The organism is Exiguobacterium abrahamii, from assembly GCF_015645365.1.
In the GTDB taxonomy this organism is placed as follows: domain Bacteria; phylum Bacillota; class Bacilli; order Exiguobacteriales; family Exiguobacteriaceae; genus Exiguobacterium_A; species Exiguobacterium_A abrahamii.
Map to the genome: position 1 here is coordinate 31384 of NZ_JADOYC010000001.1, position 26100 is coordinate 57483.

General features: G+C 49.1%; 28 protein-coding genes. 14 read left to right on the forward strand and 14 right to left on the reverse strand.

Annotated elements, in window-relative coordinates:
* The first annotated feature begins 106 nt into the window (after positions 1-106).
* Entirely contained in the window at positions 107-2254 is a 2148-nt protein-coding gene (locus ITJ88_RS00195) for a hypothetical protein (RefSeq protein ID WP_195864323.1), read from the forward strand.
* 209 nt (positions 2255-2463) lie between these two features.
* Positions 2464-3066, forward strand: a complete 603-nt coding sequence (gene wrbA, locus ITJ88_RS00200) for an NAD(P)H:quinone oxidoreductase (protein ID WP_023469582.1) — start codon at positions 2464-2466, stop codon at positions 3064-3066.
* Between the two features lie 61 nt (positions 3067-3127).
* On the opposite strand, the gene ITJ88_RS00205 is transcribed toward wrbA, so the two are convergent.
* Both ITJ88_RS00205 and ITJ88_RS00210 read right to left on the reverse strand, forming a co-directional pair.
* A complete protein-coding gene (locus tag ITJ88_RS00205; protein WP_195864324.1) occupies positions 3128-5560 on the reverse strand; it encodes a HAMP domain-containing sensor histidine kinase in 2433 nt (810 codons plus the stop codon).
* 215 nt (positions 5561-5775) lie between these two features.
* Positions 5776-6789, reverse strand: a complete 1014-nt coding sequence (locus tag ITJ88_RS00210) for a zinc-binding alcohol dehydrogenase family protein (RefSeq protein WP_206542181.1) — start codon at positions 6787-6789, stop codon at positions 5776-5778.
* 189 nt (positions 6790-6978) lie between these two features.
* On the opposite strand from ITJ88_RS00210, the gene ITJ88_RS00215 reads away from it, so the two are divergent.
* Positions 6979-7419 carry a hypothetical protein gene (locus ITJ88_RS00215; RefSeq protein ID WP_195864325.1) on the forward strand — a complete coding sequence of 147 codons (441 nt, stop codon included), beginning with the start codon at positions 6979-6981 and terminating at the stop codon, positions 7417-7419.
* Positions 7416-7784, forward strand: coding sequence for a VOC family protein (locus ITJ88_RS00220; protein ID WP_195864326.1), 369 nt, complete (start codon positions 7416-7418; stop codon positions 7782-7784). The genes ITJ88_RS00215 and ITJ88_RS00220 overlap by 4 nt, the downstream gene beginning before the upstream one ends.
* Positions 7785-7836: 52 nt before the next feature.
* Here ITJ88_RS00220 and ITJ88_RS00225 read toward each other — a convergent pair whose 3' ends face one another.
* The 4 genes from ITJ88_RS00225 to ITJ88_RS00240 all read right to left on the reverse strand — a co-directional run bounded on the left by ITJ88_RS00225 (position 7837) and on the right by ITJ88_RS00240 (position 10919).
* The gene (locus ITJ88_RS00225) at positions 7837-8349 is read right to left on the reverse strand and encodes a PCYCGC motif-containing (lipo)protein (RefSeq protein WP_195864327.1); all 513 of its coding nucleotides are present in this window, start codon (positions 8347-8349) and stop codon (positions 7837-7839) included.
* Between the two features lie 76 nt (positions 8350-8425).
* Positions 8426-9343, reverse strand: a complete 918-nt coding sequence (locus ITJ88_RS00230) for a metal ABC transporter substrate-binding protein (protein ID WP_195864328.1) — start codon at positions 9341-9343, stop codon at positions 8426-8428.
* Positions 9340-10185, reverse strand: a complete 846-nt coding sequence (locus tag ITJ88_RS00235) for a metal ABC transporter permease (RefSeq protein WP_195864329.1) — start codon at positions 10183-10185, stop codon at positions 9340-9342. Before ITJ88_RS00235 ends, ITJ88_RS00230 begins: the two co-directional genes overlap by 4 nt.
* Positions 10182-10919, reverse strand: coding sequence for a metal ABC transporter ATP-binding protein (locus tag ITJ88_RS00240; protein ID WP_195864330.1), 738 nt, complete (start codon positions 10917-10919; stop codon positions 10182-10184). Before ITJ88_RS00240 ends, ITJ88_RS00235 begins: the two co-directional genes overlap by 4 nt.
* Before the next feature lie 227 nt (positions 10920-11146).
* Between ITJ88_RS00240 and mgtE the strand changes: the two genes are divergently transcribed.
* Positions 11147-12499: a magnesium transporter gene (mgtE, locus tag ITJ88_RS00245; protein ID WP_195864331.1), complete on the forward strand. Its 1353-nt coding sequence runs from the start codon at positions 11147-11149 to the stop codon at positions 12497-12499.
* Positions 12500-12552: 53 nt separating this feature from the next.
* On the opposite strand, the gene ITJ88_RS00250 is transcribed toward mgtE, so the two are convergent.
* The 4 genes from ITJ88_RS00250 to ITJ88_RS00265 form a co-directional block, all read right to left on the reverse strand.
* Positions 12553-13203, reverse strand: a complete 651-nt coding sequence (locus ITJ88_RS00250) for a hypothetical protein (RefSeq protein WP_195864332.1) — start codon at positions 13201-13203, stop codon at positions 12553-12555.
* Positions 13204-13216: 13 nt separating this feature from the next.
* Positions 13217-13546 (reverse strand): potassium channel family protein, encoded by a 330-nt coding sequence (locus ITJ88_RS00255; RefSeq protein ID WP_047394390.1) that lies wholly within the window; start codon positions 13544-13546, stop codon positions 13217-13219.
* Positions 13547-13558: 12 nt separating this feature from the next.
* Complete coding sequence (locus tag ITJ88_RS00260) at positions 13559-15124, reverse strand: sensor domain-containing diguanylate cyclase (protein WP_195864333.1); 1566 nt, start codon at positions 15122-15124, stop codon at positions 13559-13561.
* A gap of 94 nt (positions 15125-15218) precedes the next feature.
* Positions 15219-16052: an SDR family oxidoreductase gene (locus ITJ88_RS00265; RefSeq protein WP_023469570.1), complete on the reverse strand. Its 834-nt coding sequence runs from the start codon at positions 16050-16052 to the stop codon at positions 15219-15221.
* A gap of 126 nt (positions 16053-16178) precedes the next feature.
* Here ITJ88_RS00265 and ITJ88_RS00270 point away from each other — a divergent pair, with 126 nt between their 5' ends.
* From ITJ88_RS00270 to ITJ88_RS00280, 3 genes are read left to right on the forward strand one after another with little or no spacing between them, the layout of a single operon-like run.
* Entirely contained in the window at positions 16179-16934 is a 756-nt protein-coding gene (locus ITJ88_RS00270; RefSeq protein ID WP_069940057.1) for a DeoR/GlpR family DNA-binding transcription regulator, read from the forward strand.
* A complete protein-coding gene (locus ITJ88_RS00275; protein WP_195864334.1) occupies positions 16931-17980 on the forward strand; it encodes a Gfo/Idh/MocA family oxidoreductase in 1050 nt (349 codons plus the stop codon). The genes ITJ88_RS00270 and ITJ88_RS00275 overlap by 4 nt, the downstream gene beginning before the upstream one ends.
* Positions 17968-18438: a heme-degrading domain-containing protein gene (locus tag ITJ88_RS00280; protein WP_195864335.1), complete on the forward strand. Its 471-nt coding sequence runs from the start codon at positions 17968-17970 to the stop codon at positions 18436-18438. Before ITJ88_RS00275 ends, ITJ88_RS00280 begins: the two co-directional genes overlap by 13 nt.
* A gap of 242 nt (positions 18439-18680) precedes the next feature.
* Here ITJ88_RS00280 and ITJ88_RS00285 read toward each other — a convergent pair whose 3' ends face one another.
* The 4 genes from ITJ88_RS00285 to ITJ88_RS00300 form a co-directional block, all read right to left on the reverse strand.
* A complete protein-coding gene (locus ITJ88_RS00285; RefSeq protein WP_035395771.1) occupies positions 18681-19160 on the reverse strand; it encodes a DMT family transporter in 480 nt (159 codons plus the stop codon).
* Positions 19161-19172: 12 nt separating this feature from the next.
* Positions 19173-19601 (reverse strand): DMT family transporter, encoded by a 429-nt coding sequence (locus ITJ88_RS00290; protein WP_195864336.1) that lies wholly within the window; start codon positions 19599-19601, stop codon positions 19173-19175.
* A 65-nt stretch (positions 19602-19666) separates the two neighbouring features.
* A complete protein-coding gene (locus ITJ88_RS00295; RefSeq protein ID WP_035410742.1) occupies positions 19667-19984 on the reverse strand; it encodes an ArsR/SmtB family transcription factor in 318 nt (105 codons plus the stop codon).
* A 45-nt stretch (positions 19985-20029) separates the two neighbouring features.
* Entirely contained in the window at positions 20030-20473 is a 444-nt protein-coding gene (locus ITJ88_RS00300; protein ID WP_023469563.1) for a GNAT family N-acetyltransferase, read from the reverse strand.
* 170 nt (positions 20474-20643) lie between these two features.
* Between ITJ88_RS00300 and rpoE the strand changes: the two genes are divergently transcribed.
* The 6 genes from rpoE to ITJ88_RS00330 all read left to right on the forward strand — a co-directional run bounded on the left by rpoE (position 20644) and on the right by ITJ88_RS00330 (position 26098).
* Positions 20644-21168: a DNA-directed RNA polymerase subunit delta gene (rpoE, locus tag ITJ88_RS00305; protein ID WP_023469562.1), complete on the forward strand. Its 525-nt coding sequence runs from the start codon at positions 20644-20646 to the stop codon at positions 21166-21168.
* 270 nt (positions 21169-21438) lie between these two features.
* On the forward strand, positions 21439-23034 hold the full coding sequence (gene pyrG / locus ITJ88_RS00310) for a CTP synthase (RefSeq protein ID WP_023469561.1): 1596 nt from the start codon (positions 21439-21441) through the stop codon (positions 23032-23034).
* Positions 23035-23166: 132 nt separating this feature from the next.
* Entirely contained in the window at positions 23167-23874 is a 708-nt protein-coding gene (locus ITJ88_RS00315) for a GntR family transcriptional regulator (RefSeq protein ID WP_023469560.1), read from the forward strand.
* Between the two features lie 152 nt (positions 23875-24026).
* Positions 24027-24371 (forward strand): PTS lactose/cellobiose transporter subunit IIA, encoded by a 345-nt coding sequence (locus ITJ88_RS00320; RefSeq protein ID WP_035395779.1) that lies wholly within the window; start codon positions 24027-24029, stop codon positions 24369-24371.
* Positions 24371-24679 carry a PTS sugar transporter subunit IIB gene (locus ITJ88_RS00325; protein WP_055969344.1) on the forward strand — a complete coding sequence of 103 codons (309 nt, stop codon included), beginning with the start codon at positions 24371-24373 and terminating at the stop codon, positions 24677-24679. The genes ITJ88_RS00320 and ITJ88_RS00325 overlap by 1 nt, the downstream gene beginning before the upstream one ends.
* A 12-nt stretch (positions 24680-24691) precedes the next feature.
* Positions 24692-26098: a GH1 family beta-glucosidase gene (locus ITJ88_RS00330; protein ID WP_195865488.1), complete on the forward strand. Its 1407-nt coding sequence runs from the start codon at positions 24692-24694 to the stop codon at positions 26096-26098.
* The last annotated feature ends 2 nt before the right edge of the window (positions 26099-26100 follow it).

Genomic DNA, 26100 nt, shown 5'->3' on the forward strand with positions numbered 1-26100 from the left:
AACGTGTCGAACGCTTGAGTGTTTTCTTCAAAAAACATTAGAAGAATTACTGGATATGGAATAAAATAGAAGTAATCACTTATTTTTGAAAGGATGTTCTACATAGATGAACTGGAAACAATGGATGGGAAGTGCCGCGCTGATCTACGGTACATGGATGACGCTCACTGTAAGTGCGGATGCTGCACCGTATGACGTCAAAACGAAAGATCAAGCAATCGTTGGATTTTATGATTTAGAGACAAAAGAGACGACACCTTATCCGAAAGACGTCTCACCGTATATGGTGATGCGGGCGACGTCAGCTGATAAAACGTTATTCTTGTATGAAGATTATTATGGAGACGAAACCGAGCATCCTTATTATTTGATTGATGCGAAGACGGGAGCTTCGGAACTGCTGGAACTTCCAGAAGGCAAGGAGTACCTGCGTGTCTTGAATCGCGATATGGTGATAGGGTATACCTCGTTTGATAAGTTATCAGTCTTTATTCGCGAAGGGAATCAATTCGTTGAGCAAGATACGATGAAAGTGACTTCTCAAAATCGGGTGCAATGGATTGGTGCGAATCGTTTTTCGATCCAACGAGAGGACAGTGCTGATTGGTATGATGTGAATCCGGACGGTACATTCTCAAAAGCCCTTTCCGTTGACGTGAAGCGGTTCTCGCCTTTAACGAATGACTGGATCTTAGATGATGAACAGGACACGTTGCGCCAAGTCGTCACCAATCAACAAATCACCTTACCGAAAGTCTCACGAGGATATTACGTTGAGGGAGCATACGAAACGAAAGACGGATTGTACGTTCAACTGGTCGATTCTAGTTCGTCAAGCGAGTCATCGTTATTCTACTTAGATACGGCGAGTGGGCAACTGACGACACTCGTTGACCATTCAAAGCAATTAGCGAATGAACTGTTAGCGGATGGAAAAGCCATCTACCGAAGCAAAGATCAAGCGACGATGTTATCGTTTGCATCCTATTTGCGCCAACCGATCGCAATTGATGACTTGACGAAGGATGATACGACGCTGCTCGAAGGAACGGTTCTAGCTCCGAGCGTTGAACTGACGCGCGTAGATGGGACGACAGGTATCGTTGAGCCTAGTAAATTATCGTTCACTGGGAATGTCGAACTGAAAAATGAGCTATTCACGATCACGACGACTCCGAAACGCTTGCCGTATAGTGAGTACCGGACGACATACACGACTGAAATCGGTAAGGTCTTGGAGGACCGGACACGTTATCAATACCAGCGTTATTTAAAAGCACAGGGTTCAACGATTCCAACCATCAAGGAAGGCACAACATCTTATAGCTTCAACATCGGTCAAAGCGATGTTCCGGTGACGGTCTATGGAAAAGATGGCGAACAACTTGGAAGTGCTGCCTCCGATGAGACAGGACGTGTCCAAATCAATGTGTCGACGAAAAATCTTGTCGGTCAGGTGACGCGTTGGACGTTCGGAAATACACGAGACTTCAATCAAGTAACATCCGTGAACCGGACCGTCGTAGGTTATGAAGTGCCACGCATTACCCAGTCGAAAAACGATAATTTTAAATTCATTACATACCGCTTAGAAAGTGCCAAAGAAGGCGGTATCTATAAAATCTATGCAGGGAAACGACAAATTCAATCTGTTCCAGCAACGAAAAAGACCGAGATCACGATTCCGTATACGAATGACTTAGCGTCATATCGTGTTACACGAAGTGGTGAGTATCCTACGAAATCACTCTCTCTGAAAGATAGCGTGATGATTTACAGTAATCTATCCGCACCACTAACGGATGAACATACGATGATCGAAGGAGTTCTTGATTGGGATGCTGATTACGGAAAGCTGTACATTGATGGGAAATATACAGCATACATCGATCGGAAGAAAACACGAATCTTTGCAATCAAAACCAAACCGTTGAAGATTGGTCAAGTCGTGACGTTCGTTGCCCGTAAAGGAACACAACTTCAAGTCTCCGGGCAGAAAGTCGTGGCAGCAGCCAATCCAACACTCAAGTCGTATACGACGTCACTCAGTCCGACGAGTACATCATGGAAAGTCAAAGCGACGAAAGGGAAGACGATCGTCGTCACAATCAATAAGAAGCGGTACACGAAACTCGCAACCGGTAAGACACAAACGATGACGTTCCCGAAACAAAAACGAGGCACTCGGGTCACGGTACATGCCGAGTCGATCAAGTTGCGTAAGAGTAAGACCTTTAGTTTAACCGTTAAATAAGTGAGCGGACAGGAATCCTTCAAGGCAGAAAATGTCTTACGGGATTCCTGTTTTATTTTAAAATGGTCTTTGGCTCAAACGTTTGGTTGAAGAATTGGTCTATATTTCCTCTTGAATTCAAACAATTGACGTTAATTTGCGCAGAAAGCGGGAATAGAAAGCGTGTACGTTCATCGTCCGTCACTGTCTTTTAAAAAAGGAGCGAAGTCATGTCAAACGTGAAACTAGCGGTCATCTATTACAGCGCAACCGGAACGAACCATCAACTTGCCTCATGGGCAAAAGAAGCGGGAGAAGCGGCAGGAGCAGAAGTCCGCCTTGCGAAAATCAAGGAGACAGCCCCAGCAGAAGCGATTGCTTCCAACCCATTGTGGCAAAAGCATGCGGATGCCACACGTGATATCGAAGAAGCGACACCGGATCTACTCGACTGGGCAGATGCGATTATCTTTAGCGTCCCGACACGTTACGGTCATGTCCCAGGACAATTCCAACAGTTCCTCGACACGACAGGCGGACTGTGGGCACAAGGCAAACTCGTCAATAAAGTCGTCAGTGCGATGTCGTCGGCACAGAATCCGCACGGGGGTCAGGAAGCGACTGTTCTCGCGGTCTATACGACGATGTTCCACTGGGGTGCAATCGTTGCGGCACCGGGTTATTCGGATCCTGTCTTGTTCGCAGCGGGCGGAAATCCATATGGTACATCGGTCACTGTCGACCAAGACGGCAACATGGTCGAATCCGTCGAACCAGCCGTGCGCCATCAAGCGAAACGGACGGTTGAAGTGGCAAGCCGTCTCAACTCATAACATTACCTAATTCAAAAAGCGCCGGAATGCGGATTCGCATTCTGGCGCTTTTTCGTATGCATCATGTGTTTTGTGTTAACGGAAGTTCGACTGTGAACGTCGAGCCTTGTCCTTCGATTGACTCGACATGGATTTCTCCATCATGTCCACGCGCAATTTCGCGACAGATTGAGAGCCCAAGACCGGTACCGCCGATTTGACGGGTATCCGAATTGTCGACACGATAGAATTTTTGGAACAGGTTACTCATCGCGGAAGCCGGAATCCCGATACCCTCATCTTGAATCGCGACGGTGACACGTGACGTGTGTCGCGTTAGTTGGATATCGATCGTTCCACCCGCTGGTGAGTATTTGATCGCATTGTTGATCAGGTTACTGAACAATTGGCGAATCTTCTTCGCATCCCCCTCGACAATCAGCGGTTCGACGTTTCGGAATATTTCAATTGCGTGGGAAGAAGACGACAGGCTATGCAACTGTTTCAAATCACGAATCATCGCGACGATATCGAACGGTGCCATCTCGTATTCCTGACGGTTTGCTTCCATCCGTTGTAGGTCGAGGAAGTCATTGATCAACAGTGAAAGACGTTCTGTTTCCGAATGGACCGCTTCGAGATACTTCTTCTGTCGCTTCGGTGGCAGGTCACGCTGAATCATCAGCTCAGTAAAGCCATAGATCGACGAGAGTGGTGTCCGCAGTTCGTGCGAGATCGTCGAGACGAGTTCGTTTTTGATTCGATCAATCTCGACTTCGTTCGTCACGTCACGTAAGACGAGTAGAATCCCGCGGAACTGTCCACCATAATGAATGCTCTCGGAGTACGTCTTGATGAAGCGTCGCTCGTGATCGATCGAGAAGGTGATTCCTTCACCGATTTCTCGTTTCACGAACGTCTTTTTCAAGTAACGTTCGAATTCCGGTAGTTGGTCGACGCGATGCTTGAGTTGAACGACAGACGGAGTGATATTCATCAGACCATTCTCATCGAGGCTGTCATCAACCGGGTGATCGAACAGGTCGAGTAACGGTCGGTTGATTAATTGAATATCACCTTCAGGTTCGATATAGACGATCGATTCACGGATCGAGTTCAATAGTCGCGCCGTTTTTTCTCGTTCGCGTTCAATCTCGTCGAACGTCCGCATCCGTAGGAGTGATAACGCTAGCTGGCGCGCGAAGGCAGCGAGCTCTTCCTGCTCGTAACGATCAAACCGATCCTGATCGCGGGACAAGAAGATATAGGCGATGATCTCATTTTGACTTGGATCAAGAACCGGTGTGACAGCGCGTGCGACTTCGTCCTCGAACTGTGTATGCGGTCGTTTATCTTGTCGCGATTCACGCAATAACGGCTCAATCGTTGGCATCCAATCCTCAACTGTGAGCGGTGTCTGTGGATAAAAGACGATATCGATGACTTTTGTTCCTTCTTTAAAGATCAGTGCGCCTTGATCAGACTGCGTGATTTCAACCATCTTTTGGATGACAGAAGGATAAGCACTGATGCTATCGCGCGATGCCAGTGTTTCGGTCAATTGGTTTCGCAGGCGCAAGTGGGACTCGTTCCGTTGCGTTAGTTTCAATGCATCTGCGAGATTAACGTTCGTCGACATCAATTGGTGTTTATTTTCAATCAAGGCTGTCGCCATCTGATGGAACGATTTACTCAATTCACCAATCTCGTCAGCACGATTGAGTGGAATAAGTGGTAACGTATGCTCACCGCTCGCAAGAAGCTTACTTTCTTTACTCAAGAGATGGATTTGTCGTGTCGTCCGTTCGATGAACGGGCGAACAATCAGCAAGATGACAAGGAATAGGACGAGCAGATTGACGAGCCAAATCCACTCAGCGTACTTCGTCTGGGTGACAAGTTGTTCTTTTGCACCGAGTTCTTTCGCGCGAAGACTACTCCGATAGTTCGTGAATGTGCTCTCCATCGTGTTGACGCTTTTACGCATCGTCTCACTGTTCGAGGCATTCATCTTGAACTTTCGGTTCGGGTCCCGCGGTACTTCTGGCATCATCGCTTTTAGACTCGGCATCTGCAAGAAACGTTCGTCAATCGTGCCTGACTGCTTCGCTTGGACATATTTAATCAGGCTTGGCATGACGAAGTTCGTATACGAGTTATAGAGCGACCGGATATCAGACGCATAGACTTCGTCCGCTTTATATAAGCGATTCTTCTCAAACCAAGCGGTCTGTTGTTCGAGTGATGCCTTCTTTTCATCAATCACGTCGAGCACGGCATCGTCCCCGAAGACGATATAGCCCCGCATCTCGTATTGAAGGGACTGCCAATCGTCCCAAAGTTTCGTCGCTCGATCTTCACGTAAGCTGATCGCATCGAGCTCTTGTTTCGCATCCGTGACTTGGTGGTTCGTATAAAAATAAGCAGCCAGGGAAGAGATCGATAGTGTAATAAGAATGAGATAAAACGACGACATGATCTGTCGGCTGATCTTCTGATTGAACCATTTTCGCATATGGATTATGGATGCTCCTTTGTCTATGTGAGTCAAGCGTCGATTAGATGTATTACATTGGAATATTTGTTACCGTAATCGTACATTTTTTAGACGAATAAATATAGTCATAATGCTTAAAATATCTTCAAAGTAAGAGATACAGGTTCACAAAGAAAACTTAGAACGACAAAAAAGCAGGACGGGATTTTACGCCCAACCTGCTCCGATGCCCATTAATGATGTTCGACGACAATCTTCCCAATCGTTTTTCCGCTCTCGACGAGACGGTGTGCTTCTTTCAGATTGTCAGCGTTCATGCCGATTAACGTCTGTGTCACCGTCGTCTCAAGTGTATGCTCTTCGATCCATGCTGCGACTTGCGTCAGAATCTCATGTTGGCGGATCATGTCCTCTGTCGCAAACAGCGGGCGTGTGAACATGAACTCCCAGACGAACGTTGCACTCTTTTGTTGGAGCGCACTTAAATCGAGTTTTTGATCCGTCTCGACGATGCTACAGATTTTCCCTTGTGGTGCAATTACATCGACCATCGTCTCAAAATGTTGGTCCGTCGCATTGAGACAGAAGATATAGTCGACGTATTTGTAGCCGAGGGCTTCCAGCTGAGGACGGAATGCCTCGTGGTGATTGATCGTATGATGTGCACCGTGTTCCTTTGCCCAATCGATCGTCTCGTCACGCGACGCTGTTCCGATGACCGTCAGTCCAGCATGATTCGCGAGTTGTGTTGCGATTGAACCGACACCACCAGCAGCTCCGATGATGAGAATCGTCTTCTCGAGATTCGACTTAGCGTCAAACGTCAATCCGAGACGATCAGTCAATGCTTCGTAAGCTGTCAGCGTCGTCAACGGGAGAGCAGCGGCTTCGCTGAACGTCAACCGTTCCGGCTTTTTGGCGACGATTCGTTCATCAACGAGTTGGAAGTCACTGTTTGAACCGGGACGCTGGATTGCACCGGCGTAATAAACTTCATCACCGACTTGGAAGAGGGAAGCATCATCGCCGACTTCAACGACGACTCCGGCTGCATCGTAACCGATGACCTTCGGGGCGTCTTCGTCTTTCCCGTGAGCACGGACTTTCGTATCGACCGGGTTGACGGAGACAGCTTTGATCTCAACTAAGAGATCGTGTCCCGTTGCTTCCGGGCGTGGTAGTTCCAGGTCAATCAGACTTTCGTGTTCCGTTAGTGGTAAGTGTCGGTGGAAACCGACAGCGGACATGTTCGACATCTACAATCATCCTTTCCAGATAGGAATCGCTTCTCTCCATCTGTTCCACGCTCGCTTCGTCTTAAAACCAGTTGCGAAACTTTGAAAACGGATTCCCCTTCTGTCGTCAACGGAAGAATGCTGGATAGATATGGTAGCATATGAGAGTAGCTATTATTTTTTGAGAAGGAGCGATTTTGTATGTATGACGTCATCTCTCTACCGGCAGGACCGACTCAGGTTACCATTGAACGTTACCTCGTCCATGCGCACCCGCACCCCCGTCCGTATCGACCCGCGCGTCTGATTGCCTTGCGTCAAAGTGGTGGCGTCATGCATCGATTGTATCGCACGGAGCGGGAAATCGTGCTCTCTCCGCACGAGGCACTCGCCCCACAAGTCCAGCGGCTCTCGTTCTCACAACAGGAGCGTGTCCTTGCGTATATCGAAGAACGGCGCGCGAGCTTCGGTTTTGATGAAGGGGAGGAATACAAATTTTATTTACTGGAAGTAGCGTATGAACTCCGTCACCTGCCACGAACGGATCGACCGATTCGGGCACATACGTACTATCAACTGGATGAGCTGTTGTCGGGTCGACCGCTTGTCTTACGAGCCAAACAGAGGGAGGAAATGAAATGAAACGCGTTCAACAGATTGGAATTCCAGTGAAGGATATTAAGCGTAGTACAGCATTTTATCGGGATGTGTTGCAATTATCCGTCCTATTTGAACTCGAGACGATGGTTTTCCTTCAGTGTGGGAATATTCAATTAATGTTAACTTTGCCAGAGACAGAGGCATTCGATCATCCGAGTTCCGTTATATATTTTGAGGTTGATTCGTTGCAAGTAGAATATAAGCGGATGCAAGAACAAGGTGTCGTTTTTCTCGGAGAACCACACATGATTACGCGTTCCGAGACGGAAGAGACGTGGATGGCGTTCTTTAAGGATTCGGAACAAAATACGATGGCGTTGACGGCGCAAGTTGCTGTGACGGTCTAAACGAAATAGCCTGCTTCAGATCACATGGTTCGTGACAAGAAGCAGGCTATTTTTAAAGCGCTGGCGTCGGCGTCGGTGTAACACCAGTCTTCGCGTACGCTTGATCGATGGCAGTCCGGATTTCCTTGACGGAGCTACCTTTTTGATAAGCGACAATCGACTGTGCTGCGATATCGAGACAGGTGCCGCACGTGATGCCGTGCGTCGTCCAGGTCGTGGAACTAGCAGTCTGCTCTTCGATGAAGCAGTCATAGTTGCTTGTATGACCAGCAGATTCGCCGCAACCGCAATAACAAGGCATTTTCTTCAAGAGATCAGGATGTTTAGCGACGGAGCGGTAAATCGTCTGGATCGACTTATCCTGTTCGTTCAGAAAAGCGGGTAACGTGTCTGGTCCCGCGGTCTTCTCGAGTTGATCACCAGCACCGTGGCTGGCATGATCCGCATGATCTCCGTGATTCGTCTGTTCTGTTTTTGGAGCACCCGTTTGGTCAGCTGTTCCGCATGCAGCGAGCAACAGGCTGATACTAAGGGGAAAGGCGTAACGATATAGTCGTGTTTGCATAATGTGCCTCTCTTTCATCGTCTTGCCTTCATTATAAGGAAAGCAAAACGATGAAAGCATGACGATTTGTTGACGCTTACTTGGCGAGTGCTTCCGTGATCGTCTCGATGTTTGTTTGTATCATGCTGTAATACGTATCACCGTCTTTTCCGGGGGCGCCAAGCGAATCAGTGAAGAGTGTGCCGCCGATCGGAACGCCAGTCTCTCTTGAGACGGTTTCCATGCTCCGTCGATCGACGCTTGTTTCGACGAATAAGACAGGGATATCTTGCTCCTTGATCGTATCGACGATCCGGCGGACTTGAGCCGGAGTTCCTTGATTATCCGAGTTGATCTCCCAAATATAATCCGCTTTGACGTCATAGGCGGTTCCGAAGTATTTGAAAGCTCCTTCGCTCGTGACAAGATGACGTTCTGCTTTCGGAATAGCGGCAAACTGCTGTTTCGCTTCCTGATCAAGCGTCTGCAGTTTTTCGATATAAGCATCGGCATTTTTTTCGTAGTCGGCTTCGTGCTTTGGATCTTCCTTGATTAATGCCTGCTTGACGTTTTCGACGTAGCGGATCCCATTGCTTACGTCGAGCCACGCGTGCGGATCGGTCTCCGATTCCTTGCCTTTCGTCGTCAGGTATTTCGGTTCGACGCCTTTGCTTAAACGATAGACGGGCGCGTCAGACGCGTCTTTGCCAGTCGTTGCCCGGAGTTTATCGAACCACGCGCCGCCGGCTTCCAGGTTCAACCCGTTGTAGAAGACGACGTCAGCATCTGCCATCGCTTGTACGTCTGCTGGAAGTGGATCATACTCGTGTGGGTTTGCCCCGATCTTGACCATACTGTGGACATCGACGTGTTCACCGCCGACCTCACGTGCGAGGTCAGCGAGGATCGAATATGTCGCGACGACCTTCAGCTTTCCATTATCTTCTGCTGGTGTCGAACAAGCAGCAAGTAAGACCGTGCTGAGGAGGACGAACAGAAAAAGTTTTACTTTCATACAGTAGACTCCTTTCGTTTCCGGTGACGCATCAGACCGTGACGTGGTGAGAAGACGAAGACGAGTGCGAACAACGTCGTCGCGACGAGGACGATCGACGCACCGGAAGATAGATTATAGGTGAAGCTGAAATACAGTCCGACGATGGCGGACAACGTACCGAATCCTGCCGCTAGGAACAGCATCCTTGAGAGGCGATTCGTCAGTAAATACGCGGTCGCTGCTGGTGTGATCAGCATCGCGACGACGAGGATGATGCCGACGGTCTGAAGTGAAGCGACGGTGACGAGTGTTAGTAACGTCATCAGTCCGTAATGAATCCAACGCGTCGATAGTCCATAGGCTTGCGCCATCGTCGGATCAAACGAGCTGATCAATAACTCTTTGTAGAACAAGAAGATTCCGCCGAGGACGATCAATCCGATGATGACGGTCATCCACATGTCGCTCGGACGGACCGCGAGGACGTTGCCGAACAAGATGTGATAGAGATCACTACTGCTGCGTAAGAACGAGATCAGGATGATCCCGAGGGCGAAGGCGGATGTGAACATGATTCCGATTGCCGTATCGTTCTTGATGCGACTGTTCTGGCTAACGAAGCCGATGCCGAGTGCGGTCACGAGTCCTGTGACAACGGCGCCGATCAGGAAGTTGATCCCGAGTAGGTAGGAAATCGCAACACCAGGTAAAACGGCGTGCGAGATTGCATCCCCCATCAACGACATCCCGCGAAGGATGATGAAACAGCCGATCATACCACAGATGATGCCGACCATGACGGCGGTGATCATCGCTTTTTGTAAGAACTCATACTGAAGTAATGCCTCAATGAACGTCATCCTTGTCCCTCCTTGCGTCGTTCGAATAGGGGTAAGCCATATGCTGGTTCGAGCCATTCCGGTGTCAAGATATCAGACGGCGGACCGACAGCGATCAGTTGTTTGTTCAACAGCATCAATGTGTCGAAGTAGTCCTCTGCTTTATGCAAATCATGATGGACGACGACGATCGTCCGCCCTTCGGCTCGAAGGGTCCGTAAGAGTTCGATGATCATCTGCTCACTCGCAACATCGATGCCGACGAACGGTTCGTCCAGCAATAGCAGCTCTGCTTCTTGGGCAAGGGCACGCGCCAGAAAGACCCGTTGTTGCTGTCCACCTGACAGTTCACCGATTTGGCGTTCGGCATGATCGGACATACCGACGCGCTCGAGGCATTCCATGGCGAACGCTTTTTGGGCCTTCGATGGTCGTTTGAATAAGCCGAGCTTCGGATAACAGCCCATCAACACGACATCCTGCACACGAACTGGGAAGTCCCAATCAATTGCACTTCGTTGCGGGACATAAGCGACGCGTGACCGGACGTCTTCGAGTGATTGGTCGAGCACGCGTAACTGCTCGATCCGAGCCGGGATCAGACCGAGGATGGCTTTTAAGAATGTGGATTTACCAGCACCGTTCGGTCCGATGATGCCAATCAACGAAGCGACCGGAAGACGAACGGACACTCCGTCGAGTGCATGGGTATCAAAATAAGAGACGGTGAGACGATCAACGTCAAGGGCGTACATGAATGATCACTCCTTTGATTTTGTGGTATATAGAAGGAAAGTTTCCTTAGGGCAAAAAATAGAGTAAAAAATTTAACTCCAATCACTGGAAAAAGATTCGGTCTACAAATAATGTTTCCTTAAGGCAAACTTTAAAGCCATAGGAAACAGATGTCAACTGTTTTTCGATATCGATCGCGAATCAACTCGTGCTAAGATGAAAAGGCAGAATACAGGGGGTGAGGAGATTGCGTCAGACAGCAGAACAGCAATGGAAGTGGCTCTTGCTCGATGCGCTCGCGAAGGAAAAACGGGAGCAAGCACAGCAAGTCATCGAAGAGGTCTATCCGTATGATATCGCGCAAGTGTATGAAGAGTTGGGCGAAGACGATCAGGCACGACTCCTCGACTATCTTGATCACGAGCGATTGGCAGATGTCCTCGAGGAGCTCGAAGGGGAGCAACGTCTCGCCGTCTTACGTCGTTTAGACGTCGAGCGTGCCGGGCACGTCCTCGATTTAATGGAAAACGATGATGTCGCGGATGTACTTGAGGAACTGGGACCGGAAGAGACCGACCGTTTGCTTGGTAGCATGCGGACGGACGAGGCTCTGATCGTCCGCAATCTCTTGACGTATCCACCGGAAACGGCCGGGCGCTTGATGACGAACCGGTTCATCTGGGTCGGCGAGGATTTCACGGTCGGTGAGACGGTCGAGAAAATGCGCGACTACATCGAATACTCGGAGACCATCAACTATGTCTACGTCGTCAATCAACTCAGTGAACTCGTTGGGGTCATCTCATACCGGGATGTCATCTTAGCTGAAAATACGGAACGGATCAGTGACGTCATGGAGACGAAGGTGATCCGGGTCGCAGCAGAGACCGATCAAGAAGAGGTCGCGCAATTGTTCGAACGCTATGATCTTGTCTCGTTACCCGTCGTCGAGGGCGACATTCTCGTCGGACTGATCACGGTCGATGATGCGCTTGATGTCTTACGGGAGGAAGCGAACGAAGATATCGAGAAACTCTCAGCGTCCGGTAAATCGATTGATTTTGAGACGAAGCCGTGGATTGCGGCGACTCGGCGTTTGCCATGGCTCGTCTTGCTACTGTTCATCGGGCTCGTCTCCGGATCGATCATCAGCCAGTTCGAAGAGACGCTCTCAAAAGTCGTCGCGCTTGCCTTCTTCATGCCAATGATTGCGGGGATGACCGGGAATACTGGTACTCAATCGCTCGCGGTCGTCGTCCGCGGATTGATCACGCGTGAAGTCGATAAGCGGGTCGCGACTCGATTAATCCTGCGAGAACTCTGGGTTGGTTTAATCATTGGTGTCATTTGTGGCATCTTGATTGCCGTCATCGCCTACGTCTGGCAAGGAAGTGCCGTCTTAGGTCTTGTCGTCGGCAGCTCGCTCGTCATTACGTTGATCTTTGGGACACTTGCTGGAACGATCATTCCGCTGATCTTACATCGTCTAAAGATTGACCCGGCAATCGCATCCGGACCATTGATCACGACGTTGAACGATATCTTGTCGCTCCTCGTCTACTTCGGGATCGCCACGGCATTCATTAGCCGCTTAATGTAAAAAAACCGAACCGATTCATCTTCGTCAAGAGGAAGGGAATCGGTTCGGTTTTTTCATGTGTGATCATTCGTCGTGCGAATCCAGATCGCGAGTGGACCAACATCGTCAAAGCCGGCTTCAAGCGCCGTGATCAGGTGATCACCATACTCGTAACCGACGAGCGATTGACCAGGAAAATGTGCTGAACTCAAACGTGCGATATCATCCCATAAGCGTTCGTCGAGGTAATCGGAGTTGACGTACGTCAGTCCGGTCGTCACTTGATTCGAGTAGGCGATGCAACTTGCTTGTTGCGCCTCTGAATAGAAGAAGCGGACAGCGGGATGTTGCCATAATGTTGTGGGCAACTCCGGTGTTGCCTGGATCGACTGGAAGCGAGCGAACTGATCGAGATCCGTCACGACGGACCAATCGACGGGAAGGGCACGGCGATCGAGTATGGCAGGGCGGGTCATCCATTCTGCTGTGAATAGATGACTGAGACCGGCATTCGAGAAATCATAGCTTGCCGTGCAGTCCTTGATGCTATAGACATCCGTGACACCAATTCGCTGATGGGGAAGCCGGACCATCAGTTCCGGATAATAGCTTGGTACATTTCCTTGAGCGTGCCAGGTCGAATCAGTTTCCGTCACCCGGCAACCGGCTGACTCACAGACGAGGCGACACCAATCGAAGTTATTTTGGATGGCAGCTTGGCGCATGAATCATTCCCCCTTATTCATCCTCCGGTTGTTTAATCAGGACATACGATAACGTGGCAATCAGTGTTAAGAACAGCCCGCAGCCGATCGTGATATATGCCATCGTAAAGACCTTACCGAGCGTCGTCGTTGGAACGAATGTTGGATGCCCGACCGTACTTAGTGTCGTGATACAAAAGTAAAGTGCATCCACCATCGATAGGTTTTCTTCCGTGCTATAGAAGATCGTCCCGGAGACGAGCGTCAACAGGCAGAGAATCAATAGACCACGAAAGTAAGATAAGTGAAAGGCGCGGCGCAATCCCTTGAATAAGCGTGAAAAAATCGTCAGTACAGAAATCATGGAATCTCTCCTTTAGGATCGTTGCGTCGAGTCCATCGTATCATGAATGAGATAATCATTCTTTCCGGCATGTTTGACGCGATACATCGCTTGGTCAGCATGCTGAATCAGCGTGTCGAGATCGACGCCATGATTGGGTGAGTAGCTAAGTCCGATGCTCGTTCGAATTTCAATGGTTTCTTCAGCGAACCGGTAAGGGTTGTCTTGCAAGTACGTCAACAGATTCGCAGCATAGGCATGGAGTGTAGCGACAGACGGATGACGATAGAGTAAGAAGAATTCGTCGCCACCGACACGGGCAGCGAACCCATTCTGTTCCGCATGGTGTTCTAGGAGGCGAGCGATATGAATCAAGAAGGCGTCACCGATTTGATGTCCATACGTATCGTTGATGGCTTTGAAACCGTCGAGGTCGACGACGATGATCGCGATATGATCAAGTTCGAGTAACTCTTGCGCCGCACGTTCATAAAAGCTCCGGCGATTCGCAATCTTCGTCAACGGATCGTGGTAGGCGAAGAAACGAATCGTCTGCTCCGCTTCCTTAAAGGACTGGATATCACGAATCAACAGCATCCCGTGCAGCTCTTGTTCGATGAAGACGAAGTCGGCATCCATGACGACGTAGCGTTCTTGCTGTTGTGCTGTCAAAATCTTCGTCTCGAATTCGTTGAACTTTCGCTGTGATAAAAAGTGCGTCATATAATGCAGCGACCAATCGGCTTGTTTTTTATCCGGTAAGTAGGTCGAAAACGTACATGCCGTTAAGTCATCGGTCTCAAACAGCCGATGAGCGGCTGGATTGGCGCTCTCGATTCGTCCATCTCGGTCGAGCAGCAGGATTGCCGAAGGATTCAAATTGTAGAGCGTCGCGAAACGCTTCTGATAGGACGCAAGATAATCGAATCGGCGCATCGCGATCGCCAGTGCTCCTGCCCAGAACAAACCGCCATACATATAGGCATACGGTGGCATGATGCCGTGGAACGACCAGTAGCCGAAGACGATATCCCACGCGAGAACGAGAATCGCGACACTGAGTAAGACACTGATGATGCCACGACGTGCATCTTTCAAGTGTGTCCGTGCGTATACGAGCAGACCGATGACGAGGAGATGGAAGATGTTCCCGACCGTCATCGTCACTAGATATTGTGTGTTGAATTCAGGGTAAATGAACTGTCCGACCTGTGTGAATTGCTGACTGTTGATGACGTTCGTCTGGAAGACGTATGTCGTCAGCACGATGCCCATTGGCAGATAGAAAATCCACGGATAGAGCAGTCGTGGCATCCGTTTCCATAAATTCGAGACGCGAAAGATGAAATGGAGCGATGTACTGAAGACGATCAGACCGGCATTCCCGAACCAGTAGGTCACGAACGCCGGACTCGACTCGATCGGGGAGGCATTCCGGAAAAATTCACCGAGGAACAACATCCCGTAAGCGAACGTGAATAAACTCAGCAGTCGGTGCTGTGGACGTGATGGATTGCGTAAAAATATATCAATCGACATGTAGAACATGATAAAGGTTGGAATCAGATAGACGATCGTAAAAAGAAACAAGGATGGCATGGCGTTCCGCCCTTCTAGATAATTTTTAGGTAGATAGTCTCAGTATAGTGGGCAAAGATTGCTGAGGCGGATTGAAATTTCAAAAAAAGGGAAATCAGTCGAGATTTAATGTCAGCCGTCGTATTTTGGCGATCCCTTCGAGTCCTGACGGATCATGATGCGTTTTATGGGCGACGAAATGTTCGTCGGCTTCTGTCGTCCGGATCCGTAACGGACGTTCGTCACGGTGGACGACCTCGAAGATCACCTCAGCCAGAGCTTCTGCCGATTGGCGATCGGCATGTCGCGTCCGATACGTCTGCAAATAGGCCGTGATGATCGGTTTGAAGTCGTCTTCGTGTAAGCCACCCGTACGTTCGAGTTGATCGAGAACCGTTGCGGTAAAGTTCGTCTCGACAGCGGCTGGTTCAATCAGGGTGACGTCGATGTTGAAGTACGGTTTATAGTAGGTCGCAAGACTTTCGAACAGCCCTTCGATCGCGAACTTACTGGCACAATACAGTTCATTCATCGGTTGACCGACGAGACCACTGACGCTTGAAGTCGCGAGTAAGTGACTACCGTCCGGTGCTTGTTTGAGTAAGGGGAGACAAGCTTCGATCGTTCGGATGACACCGAAGACGTTCGTTTCGAAGAGTTGTTTGATTTCATAACTCGTCGCTTGACCGAGTGCGCGCAGCAAACCATGACCGGCATTACAGAACACGACGTCGAGATGATCGACTTCTTGTTCAATTTGACGAACGGCTGCTTTCACGCTTGTTTCATCTGTCACATCGAGCGGCAAGAAGGTAAGCGTCGGTAATGACACGGTCATTTCGTCTGGACTCCGGACACCAGCGTAGACGAACCATCCGGCGTCTGCGAATCGCCGCGCCGTTGCAAGACCGATACCGGAAGAAGCACCCGTGATCAACATCGTTTGCATATCAATTCCTCCGTTCTGAAAGTAGTTGTCTTCTATTATTTACCCGAATTACTGTTGAACTATTTGCATTAAAATTGCGTATTGTAATGAAAAAACTTAAAATAAAGAAAAAGGAGGCAGGAAGCGATGGGGCAAATCGAACGATTGCAACAGATGCGGGAATGGATCAAGACGAGTCCTGAAATTTCGCTCGATCAATTGATGCAGGAGTATCAGATTTCACGAGATACTGCACGTCGTGACGTCATCGTCCTCGAACAAGAAGGGGAGATCATTCGCGTTAAGAATGGATTAGTTCGTGCTGGCGGAACGCTTGCGTATGAACAGCGGACAGAGAAACCGGAAAAACGGCGGATCGGGCAGCGTGCAGCGCGTCACGTCCAAGCGAACGATCGCTTATTGCTCGATGCTGCAACGACGGTATCTGAGATGGCACGAGCACTTCCGCCATATCCACTACAAGTCATCACGAACTCCCTCGATATCGCAGACTATGTCGGAGCTCGCACGGATATTGAGCTGTACGTCACGGGAGGACGTTTCGACCGGCATGCGCGTAGCTTAAGTGGGATCAAGACGGCAGACGACATCCTGAATTATCAAGTCGATTGTGTTTTTCTTGGAGCATGTGGATTGACGGAAGAAGGACTTTTTGCGGAACAACTCGAAGAAGCGGTCGTAAAGAAAGCGATGATTCGAAGCGCGACCCGTGTCATCGTCCTCGCAGACCATACGAAATTCAATAAGCGTTTTTTGCATAAGGTCTGTGACTGGGAGCAAATCGATGTACTCGTTACGGATCAAGTACCAGACGCAACGTGGCAAGAACGACTAGATCATTATCATGTCGATCTCGACGTGACAGAGGAGGAAACAACATGAACCCGATTCAAACGACGCTCGTCGGATTCGGTTTTTCAGCGGTGACGTTCCACGTTCCGTTCTTACAGGCATTACCGGCATTTGAAGTGACGCAAGTCGTCTCCAGTCGACCGGAACAGGTAGCACAACATTTCAGTAAGGCGACGGTCGTCGCGACACTTGCTGAAGCCTTGCAGGATGAGAACACGGAACTCGTCATCATCACGACACCAACGGCACTCCATTTCGAAATGGCAAAACAATCAATTGAAGCAAAAAAGCACGTCTTACTCGAAAAGCCGGCCGTCGTGACGATCGAAGAAGCACTGGCGCTGCAAACGTTAGCGAAACAACACGGCGTTCAAGTCGCCGTTTATCAAAACCGTCGTTTTGACGGTGACTTCCTGACACTTGAACAATTGATGGAAATGAACGAGATCGGCGACTGGCAAGTCATCGAATCACGCTTTGATCGCTATCGCCCGGTCGTTCGTGAACGCTGGCGGGAACAAGCGGGAAGTGGTGCCGGCATCCTGTTTGATCTCGGCTCACACTTACTCGATCAAGCACTTGCCTTGTTCGGAGAACCGGATGCACTGACGGGCGACGTCTACCTGCAACGTGACGGTGCTGTCGTCGATGATGGTTTCCATGTCACGCTACATTACGGTACACGTCGTGTCATCCTTCGTTCGACGTCCTTCATTCAAGGACCAACGCCGCGTTTCGAGTTTCATGCGACGCGCGGCAGTTACATTAAATACGGAATGGACCCGCAAGAAGGACGGCTTGCGAAAGGTCATCCGGTGAACGAACAGCTCGGTGAAGATGAAGTAGATTCCTACGGTTACCTTCAAATCGCCGATCAGCCCGTCGAGCGTCTCGCGACACTTCCAGGCAGTTATGCGACGTTTTATGAACAGTTGGCAGAAGGACTTCGCGGGGGACGAGTACCTGTCGATTTACGCGATGCGGAAAAAACGATGCGCTTGATTGAAGCGGTGCGCATCAGCAGTGATGAAGGACGACGCCTCTTACGAAAGGAATGGGATGCATGGAAGAATTGAAGGTATTGCTAGCGGAAGAAGATGAACTCGTTTTGACGTCACTGACGAACACGGAAGCAATCGGAATGGGGCATGAGTTGATCGGACGGGCGATGAAGGAGAACTTATCGATCGCCGTTGAAATCAAACGGAACGGGCAGCGTTTATATTACGCGGCACTCGACGGTACGGCACCGGATCAGGAAGAATGGATCCGTCGGAAATCGAACGTCGTCTTGCGGCATGGCTATAGCTCACTCTACATGCGTCGGTATAATGAGAGTAAACATCGCTCGTACCACTCGATGTATGCCGTTTCTCCGGCTGATTATGCCGATGCCGGCGGATCGTTCCCGATTCGGATCGAAGGAGTCGGTGTCATCGGTACGATTACCGTTTCCGGTCTATCGCAGGAAGCGGATCATCGCCTCGCGACGGAAGCGTTGCGCTTACTTAAGAGACAACAGCTGGGGCAATAAGATATTTATAAAACACAAGTGTTGATTCTCGTGCAAGACTTCGCTTTCCGCGGGCGGAAGGCGAGCCTCCTCGCCGCATTCGCGCCTACGGGGTCTCACCCATTCCGCTTTTCCCGCAGGAGTCTTCGTCTTGCACGTTCATCAACGGATCGTTCGACACGAAAAAACCGAAATGCTGAAGTAGATCCACTTCAGCATTTCGGTTTTTTTATGTTCTATTTGACAGATCGTGAGGACAATCGTCACGATGCCATCGAATCAGATGAAGCGGACACGTCTTTACGTGTGTTCCCGCGATAGACGAAGTAAAGCGCAGCCAGCATCGCAAGCAGACCAAGCAGACGTTTTCCATCGAGCGGAACGACGACGCCACCGAACGCACCGATGTGATCAATGACCATCCCTGCTGCGAGTTGACCGATGACGGTCGCGATACTAGCAGCCGTGACACCGATTTGCGGAACAGCAAGAATCGTCAGGAAGAGATAACTGACGCCGAACAAGACGGCACTCAGTTGCCAACGTGGTGCTTCAAGCAAGAGCAAGACGTTCCCTTGACCAAAGAACAAGATGGCGAGTGCGAGAATCAGCATCCCGGTGAAGAAAGTCAGAAACGTACTCTCGAGGGCCCCTGCCTTTTGACTGAAGGCACCGTTGATTGATGACTGTGCACTCAGCATCACGCCGCCGAGTAATGTAAAACCGAGTAATAGAATATTCACGAGCGAACCTCCTTAAAAGATAAGAAATAGAGCGACGAGCATCAAAGCAGAAGCCGTCAGCTTGTCACGATTGATCGGACGTTTCGGACTACCGAGCCAGCCGTAGTGTTCGATGACCATGCTGGCAATCATCTGTCCGATGATGACACTGATCATGGCGAGACTGACACCGACGAGCGGGATACTGATGATTAGGATCGTCAAGTAGATGCTACCGAGTAGACCACCAAGCAAGGTCCATTTCGGTGCGCGGAATGTATAGCCGAGCGAGCCTTTTCCGAAGAAGAGAACGATCAGTCCGATGATGATCGTACCGGCGAAGAAATTATAAAAGCTACTTTCGAGTTTTCCGACGAAGTTCCCGAGCTCACCATAGATGGCCCCTTCGACACTTAAAGCGATACCCGCAAGTAACGCGAGTACGTAATACACGATTTTCAACAGAATTCATCCTTTCACGAATCTAAATATCGAGAAATGTCGATATGTAAGGCAAGGAGAACGGATCAAAGTTCTCCTTTGAGGTACGCTGCGAGCTCCTGGATTTTTTCTTCATTTCGCCGGTAATACGTCCATTTGCCGTGACGTTCGGATTCGAGCAATCCGACTTTTTGCAACATCGTAAGATATTGGGAGACGGTCGATTGAGATAAGTTCGCCTTCTCTTGGATATCTCCGACGCAAATGCCTCCCTTGTCCGACAGATTCGTCGCGAGATGGGCCGTCGGCTTATTGAAATGAGTCTCGGGATCCTTGAGCCAGCGTAAGATATCAAGACGTACCTCGTTCGATAATGCCTTGAATAGATCCACTTGATTTGTCATACGCTTAAACTAATCGATGATTCTCGATATGTCAATCCAAGACACTCAAGGTTGGACGAATGCATGCTTTAAAAGTCGATGTGTCACCTTAGTTGCCGTATACGGCTCAAAACCAAATCGTTCATAAAATGTACTGGCATCGTCCGTATAGAGCCAGAGCTCGGAATACGTCAACAGCGCTTCTGGGATGATCTTCTCAAGCAGTTGCGTACCGACACCGTGATGTCGCATTTCCGGTAAGACATAGACATGACGAATCCGACCGACGTCGATCGCGTCGGTTTGTTTCATATAACCCCCGCACGCAATGACGTGACCGGAGAGCGACAAAACGACGAACATTGCTTCTCCGTCTTCTCGATACGTTTCATTTCGGCGTTCACGTAGCATCCGTTCGATGAAGGGATAGCCTTCCTGTGTACTCTTTGATAAGATTGGTAACCAGTTGAAGTCATCAAAATCGTTGACCCGTTCGATTGTCATCTCCATCTGTCATTCCTCCTTCTTCTCCCTTGGATATTCCTTTTTCGGGAGTAGGAAAAACACGAATCGAGAATCAATTCGAGCTTTTTTTAAATAGAGACTGGATTTTTAAAAGCTGTTTTGCGTATAATGAGAAGTAATGGATTGAACGCAAATGAAAGGAAGTGGCCGTCACAATGAGCCTCAGCCGTTTAAGTAAAGAAGAGATTACTGATCTTTCGCTGATCGAATTCGTCAACGAAATGTTGCAAGAAGCTGGCGAACAGCCAATCACGTTCGATGACATCACGTCAGAAATCGAAAAGTACCATACGTTTACAGATGAAGAAGACAAGTTCGAGAAACTTGCTCAACTCTATACAGACATGAACATCGACGGAAACTTCGTCAACGTCGGAGCGAACCGTTGGTCACTCCGCGCTTGGTATCCGTTCGATAAGTCGGATGAGGATCTCGTCATCGAAGCGCGTCAACGTGGAGAACTCGATGAGTTTGAAGAAGAGTTCAACTATGATGCAGAAGAAGATGAGTTCGAAACGATCGAAGACGATCTCGATACATTCGCGAAGACAGCAGACTATGATTCAGCTGACGACAGCGAAGACGATGATACGTTCAAAAAAGTCGCAGCCATCGATGATCTCGATGACGATCTCGACGAAGAAGACTTAGAAGACTTCGAAGAAGAAGAGGAAGTCTAAGCACGATCAACCACAACTGTACAGCTGCTATTTCCCTATAGAAATGGCAGTTTTTTCGTTGACGGCTGACGAACGAGCACGGAAATTTTTCTTTGAAAAATTAGGCTTGACGAAGTTTTCCGAATGACGTAAGTTAGTCATGGGCTTCTTTAAGCATCGTGCTTATTTCAGCAAAAGTGTCTCCTATTCCAATGGGGGCACTTTTGCTTTTTTGTTTTTACCACCTCTGTATTGTTGAGATGTGAATTAGAGAAGGGAGCAATATTTAACATGACAAAGTATATTTTCGTAACAGGTGGCGTCGTATCGTCACTCGGTAAAGGGATCACCGCTGCATCGCTCGCTCGTCTCTTGAAAAACCGTGGCCTCAACGTCACGATTCAAAAATTCGACCCGTACATCAACATCGACCCAGGTACGATGAGCCCGTATCAACACGGGGAAGTATTCGTCACGGATGATGGCGCGGAGACGGACCTTGACCTTGGTCACTACGAGCGTTTCATCGACATTAACTTGAGCCAGAACGCAAACGTCACGTCTGGTCGTATCTACTCGACGATCCTCAAGAAGGAACGCCGTGGCGACTACAACGGTGGAACGGTACAAGTCATTCCGCACATCACGAACGAAATCAAGGATCGCGTCTTCCGTGCTGGAAAAGAAACGGGTGCTGACGTCGTCATCACAGAGATTGGTGGAACAGTAGGGGATATCGAATCGCTTCCGTTCATCGAAGCCATTCGTCAGGTGAAAAACGATATCGGGAAAGAAAACGTCATGTACGTTCACTGTACGCTCGTTCCGTATCTTGCAGCGGCAGGTGAGCTCAAGACGAAACCGACACAACACAGTGTCAAAGAACTCCGTAGCTACGGTATTCAGCCAGACATCATCGTCTTACGTGCGGAGCACCCAGTCCCACAAGAGATGAAAGATAAAATCGCTCTCTTCTGTGACACACGTCCGGAAGCAGTCATCGAAGCGCAAGATGCATCGACACTCTATGAAGTACCACTCAACTTACAACGCCAAGGCATGGACCAACTCGTCTGTGACTACTTCAAGTTCGATACACCAGCTGCTGACATGACGGCTTGGAAACAACTCGTCCACACAGTGACGCACCTCGAGAAGACGACGAAGATCGCACTCGTCGGGAAATACGTCGAATTGCGTGATGCGTACATCTCGGTCGCAGAAGCATTGAAACATGCTGGATTCGCCTTCAACAGTGACATCGAAATCGACTGGATCAACGCAGAAGACGTGACACGCGAAAACGTCAACGAATTGCTTGGTTCAGCAGACGGTATCCTCGTTCCTGGTGGATTTGGAGAACGCGGCATCGAAGGGAAAATCGAAGCAACACGTTTCGCCCGTGAGAACAACGTACCGTTCTTCGGTATCTGTCTCGGGATGCAACTCGCGACAGTCGAATTCGCTCGTAACGTCCTCAACCTCGAAGGCGCACACTCAGCGGAAATCGACCCAGCGACACCATACCCGATCATCGACTTGTTGCCAGAACAAAAAGACATCGAGGACCTCGGTGGTACACTCCGTCTCGGACTCTACCCATGTAAACTCGAAGACGGAACGAAAGCACGTGCCGCGTACTCAAGCGAGCTCGTCTACGAACGTCACCGTCACCGTTATGAGTTCGGCAACGAATTCCGCGAGCAGTTCGAAGCAAACGGCATGGTCTTCTCAGGTACGAGCCCAGACGGTCGTCTCGTTGAGATCATCGAAATTCCAGAACACAAATGGTTCGTTGCGTGTCAATTCCACCCAGAATTGATCTCACGTCCAGAACGTCCACAAGCACTCTTCCATGACTTCATCCAAGCTTCACTTGGTGAATAAGTCATGTTCAAATAGACCTGTCTCCTTCGTGGAGACGGGTTTATTTTCATTTATTCCTATCTCCAAAATACATATCTGCTATAATGGTAGCGGATTCATTCCTACAAATTTTAGATAGAGGGGGGAATATCATTGATTCCGAAGTATAAACATGTCGCTGAACAAATCGAGATCGAGATCAATGAGCACGTCTATCAACATACGAACAAACTGTTGACGGAAGACGAATACGCCCAAAAATTCGATGTCAGCCGAAATACGATCCGGAAGGCGATCGAGATTCTCGTCAATAAAGGATACGTTTACCAAGTACAAGGGAGCGGTGTCTTCGTCCGCGATCATTATAAGAGTGATTACGTTAATCTCGAAAAGCTGCAAGGATTGACGAGCGACTTCAGTGGACGGAAGGTCGAGACGCGCGTTCTCGCTTTCGAACAGACGAAGGCAGACGAAGAGGTCGCGGAACGCATGAAATGTCCGGTCGGTACACCGGTCTATTATGTCAAACGACTGCGTCTCGTCGATGATCACCCGTTTTCGATTGAAGCGTCCTATTTCCGAAAAAATCTCGTCATGTATCTCGATGAGAATATCGTTCAAAAATCGATCTATACGTATTTACGAAACGATCAAAATCTATCGATCGGATTTGCGGATCGCGTCATCTATGCGGATTATTTGAATAGCAGTGACGCAGAGTTGCTTGGATTGAAAGAGAACGATCCATCCTTACTCGTCGACAATACAGTCTATTTGACGAATGGGAAAATCTTCGACGTTTCGCGGGCGACGCATCATTTCCGCCACGTGAAGATGCTGAAAGTCTCGAATATTAAATAAGAAGGAAACACACGAAGCAAATTTCGTGTGTTTTTTTTATTTAAATTTTTTAAAAAGAAAGGGTTTACACGTTATGAAAGCGCATGCTATTATCGAACTGTAGAATTTGTACCTATGAATTTAAGTTATCCATACAACAAAGGAGAGACAGCATGACTTCTGAAACGATTGAAATTACCCCGGAAGATATTTTTGGATTGATCGCCTTGTCGGGCGACGCCAAAGCAAGCTACCACCAAGCGATGTTACTGATGCAAGAAGGTAAAGTCGAAGAGGCACAAGCGGCTGTTGCAGCAGGTGACGCGACACTAAAGGATGCGCACAGCATTCAAACGAAGTTCGTCACACTTGAAGCACAAGGCAAGACAGCGACGGTTGGCGTCCTGATGGTACACGCGCAGGATCACCTCATGAACACGATCCTCGTCAAGGAAATGCTCGGATATATGATGAACATGCAAAACGAAATCAACCAATTGAAGGGAATGGATCAATAATGATGAAAATCGGACTCTTTTGTGCGGCAGGTATGTCGACGAGTATGTTAGTAGAAAAAATGAAAGCGGTTGCCTCGGAGCGCGGCTTAGAAGCAGATATCGCAGCATATCCGGAATCAGAGATGGAAACGTACGTCAATGAGCTTGACGTCGCTCTCCTCGGACCACAGGTGAAGTACCTTCTTTCGAAAGGGAAACAGATCTGTGAACCAAAAGGTGTACCAATCGATGTCATCAACACGATTGATTACGGCATGATGAACGGAACGAAAGTACTCGATCAAGCAATCAAACTCGCAAACAAATAAGAGGTGAAGACGATGAAAATGCCAAAAGATTTTCTATTCGGCGCTGCTTCTGCTTCTTATCAAGTAGAGGGTGCTTGGAACGTAGACGGAAAAGGCGTCTCGAACTGGGATGTCTTCTCGAAGATTCCCGGAAAGACGTTTGAAGCAACGAACGGGGATATCGCAATCGATCATTACCACCGTTACAAAGAAGATATCGGTCTGATGGCAGAAATGGGTCTTGAATCGTATCGCTTCTCGATCTCATGGCCACGCATCTTCCCGAACGGCACAGGAGAAGTGAACGAAAAAGGACTTGAGTTTTATAACAACGTGATCGATGAGTGCCTCAAGCACGGGATCGTCCCGTTCGTGACACTCTATCACTGGGATTTACCACAAGTCCTTGAAGAACAAGGCGGCTGGCGTAGTCCTGAAACAACAGATGCCTTCGTGCGTTTTGCGAAGACTTGTTTCGAAGCGTTCGGCGATCGTGTCCGCAACTGGATTACTTTCAACGAGACGGTCATCTTCTGTTCGCTCGGCTACTTGACGGGCGCACATCCACCCGGCATCACAGGCGATGCAAAAGCGTACTTCCAAACGACGCACAACGTCTTCGTCGCTCACGCTCGCGCCGTCGAAGCGTTCAAGGAAGCGGGATATGAAGGAGAAATCGGAATCACCCACGTCTTCAACCCGGCATTCAGCATCGATGAAGCACCAGAGAACAAACAGGCCGAAGTACATGCGAATGAATACGCGACGCACTGGTTCTATGATCCGATTCTAAAAGGTGAGTACCCAGCGTATGTCGTGAAGGATTTAGAAAAGCAGGGCTTGTTACCGGAATGGACAGAAGAAGAGCTCGATCTCTTGAAACGGACAGCACCGCTGAACGACTTCATCGGACTGAACTACTATTGTCCACAACGTGTCATGAAAAATGATTCGGCACTCGTCATGGCAGGTGGTCGCGAAAACTCAACTGGACGTCCTGGGAACCCATCGTTCGATGGCGTCTACAAGACAGTCTTGATGGACGATAAAGTCTATACGAAGTGGGGCTGGGAAATTGCACCGGATGCTTTCCTGGAAGGAATGCGGATGCTCCAAGCACGATACGGCGATATCAAAATCTACATCACGGAGAACGGTCTCGGTGACGAGGATCCGATCGTCGGCGAAGAGATCATGGATACACCACGAATCGAGTACATCGAAAGTCATCTTCGCGCCGTCAAGCGTGCTGTCGAAGAGGGCATCAATGTCTCTGGTTATTATGCATGGTCCGTCATCGATCTACTCAGCTGGTTGAACGGATATAAAAAGCAGTACGGATTCATCTATGTCGATCATGCGAATGGTCTGGAACGGAAGAAGAAACAGTCGTTCCATTGGTACCAGGAAATCATCGCGACACGTGCTGCTGAACTATAAGG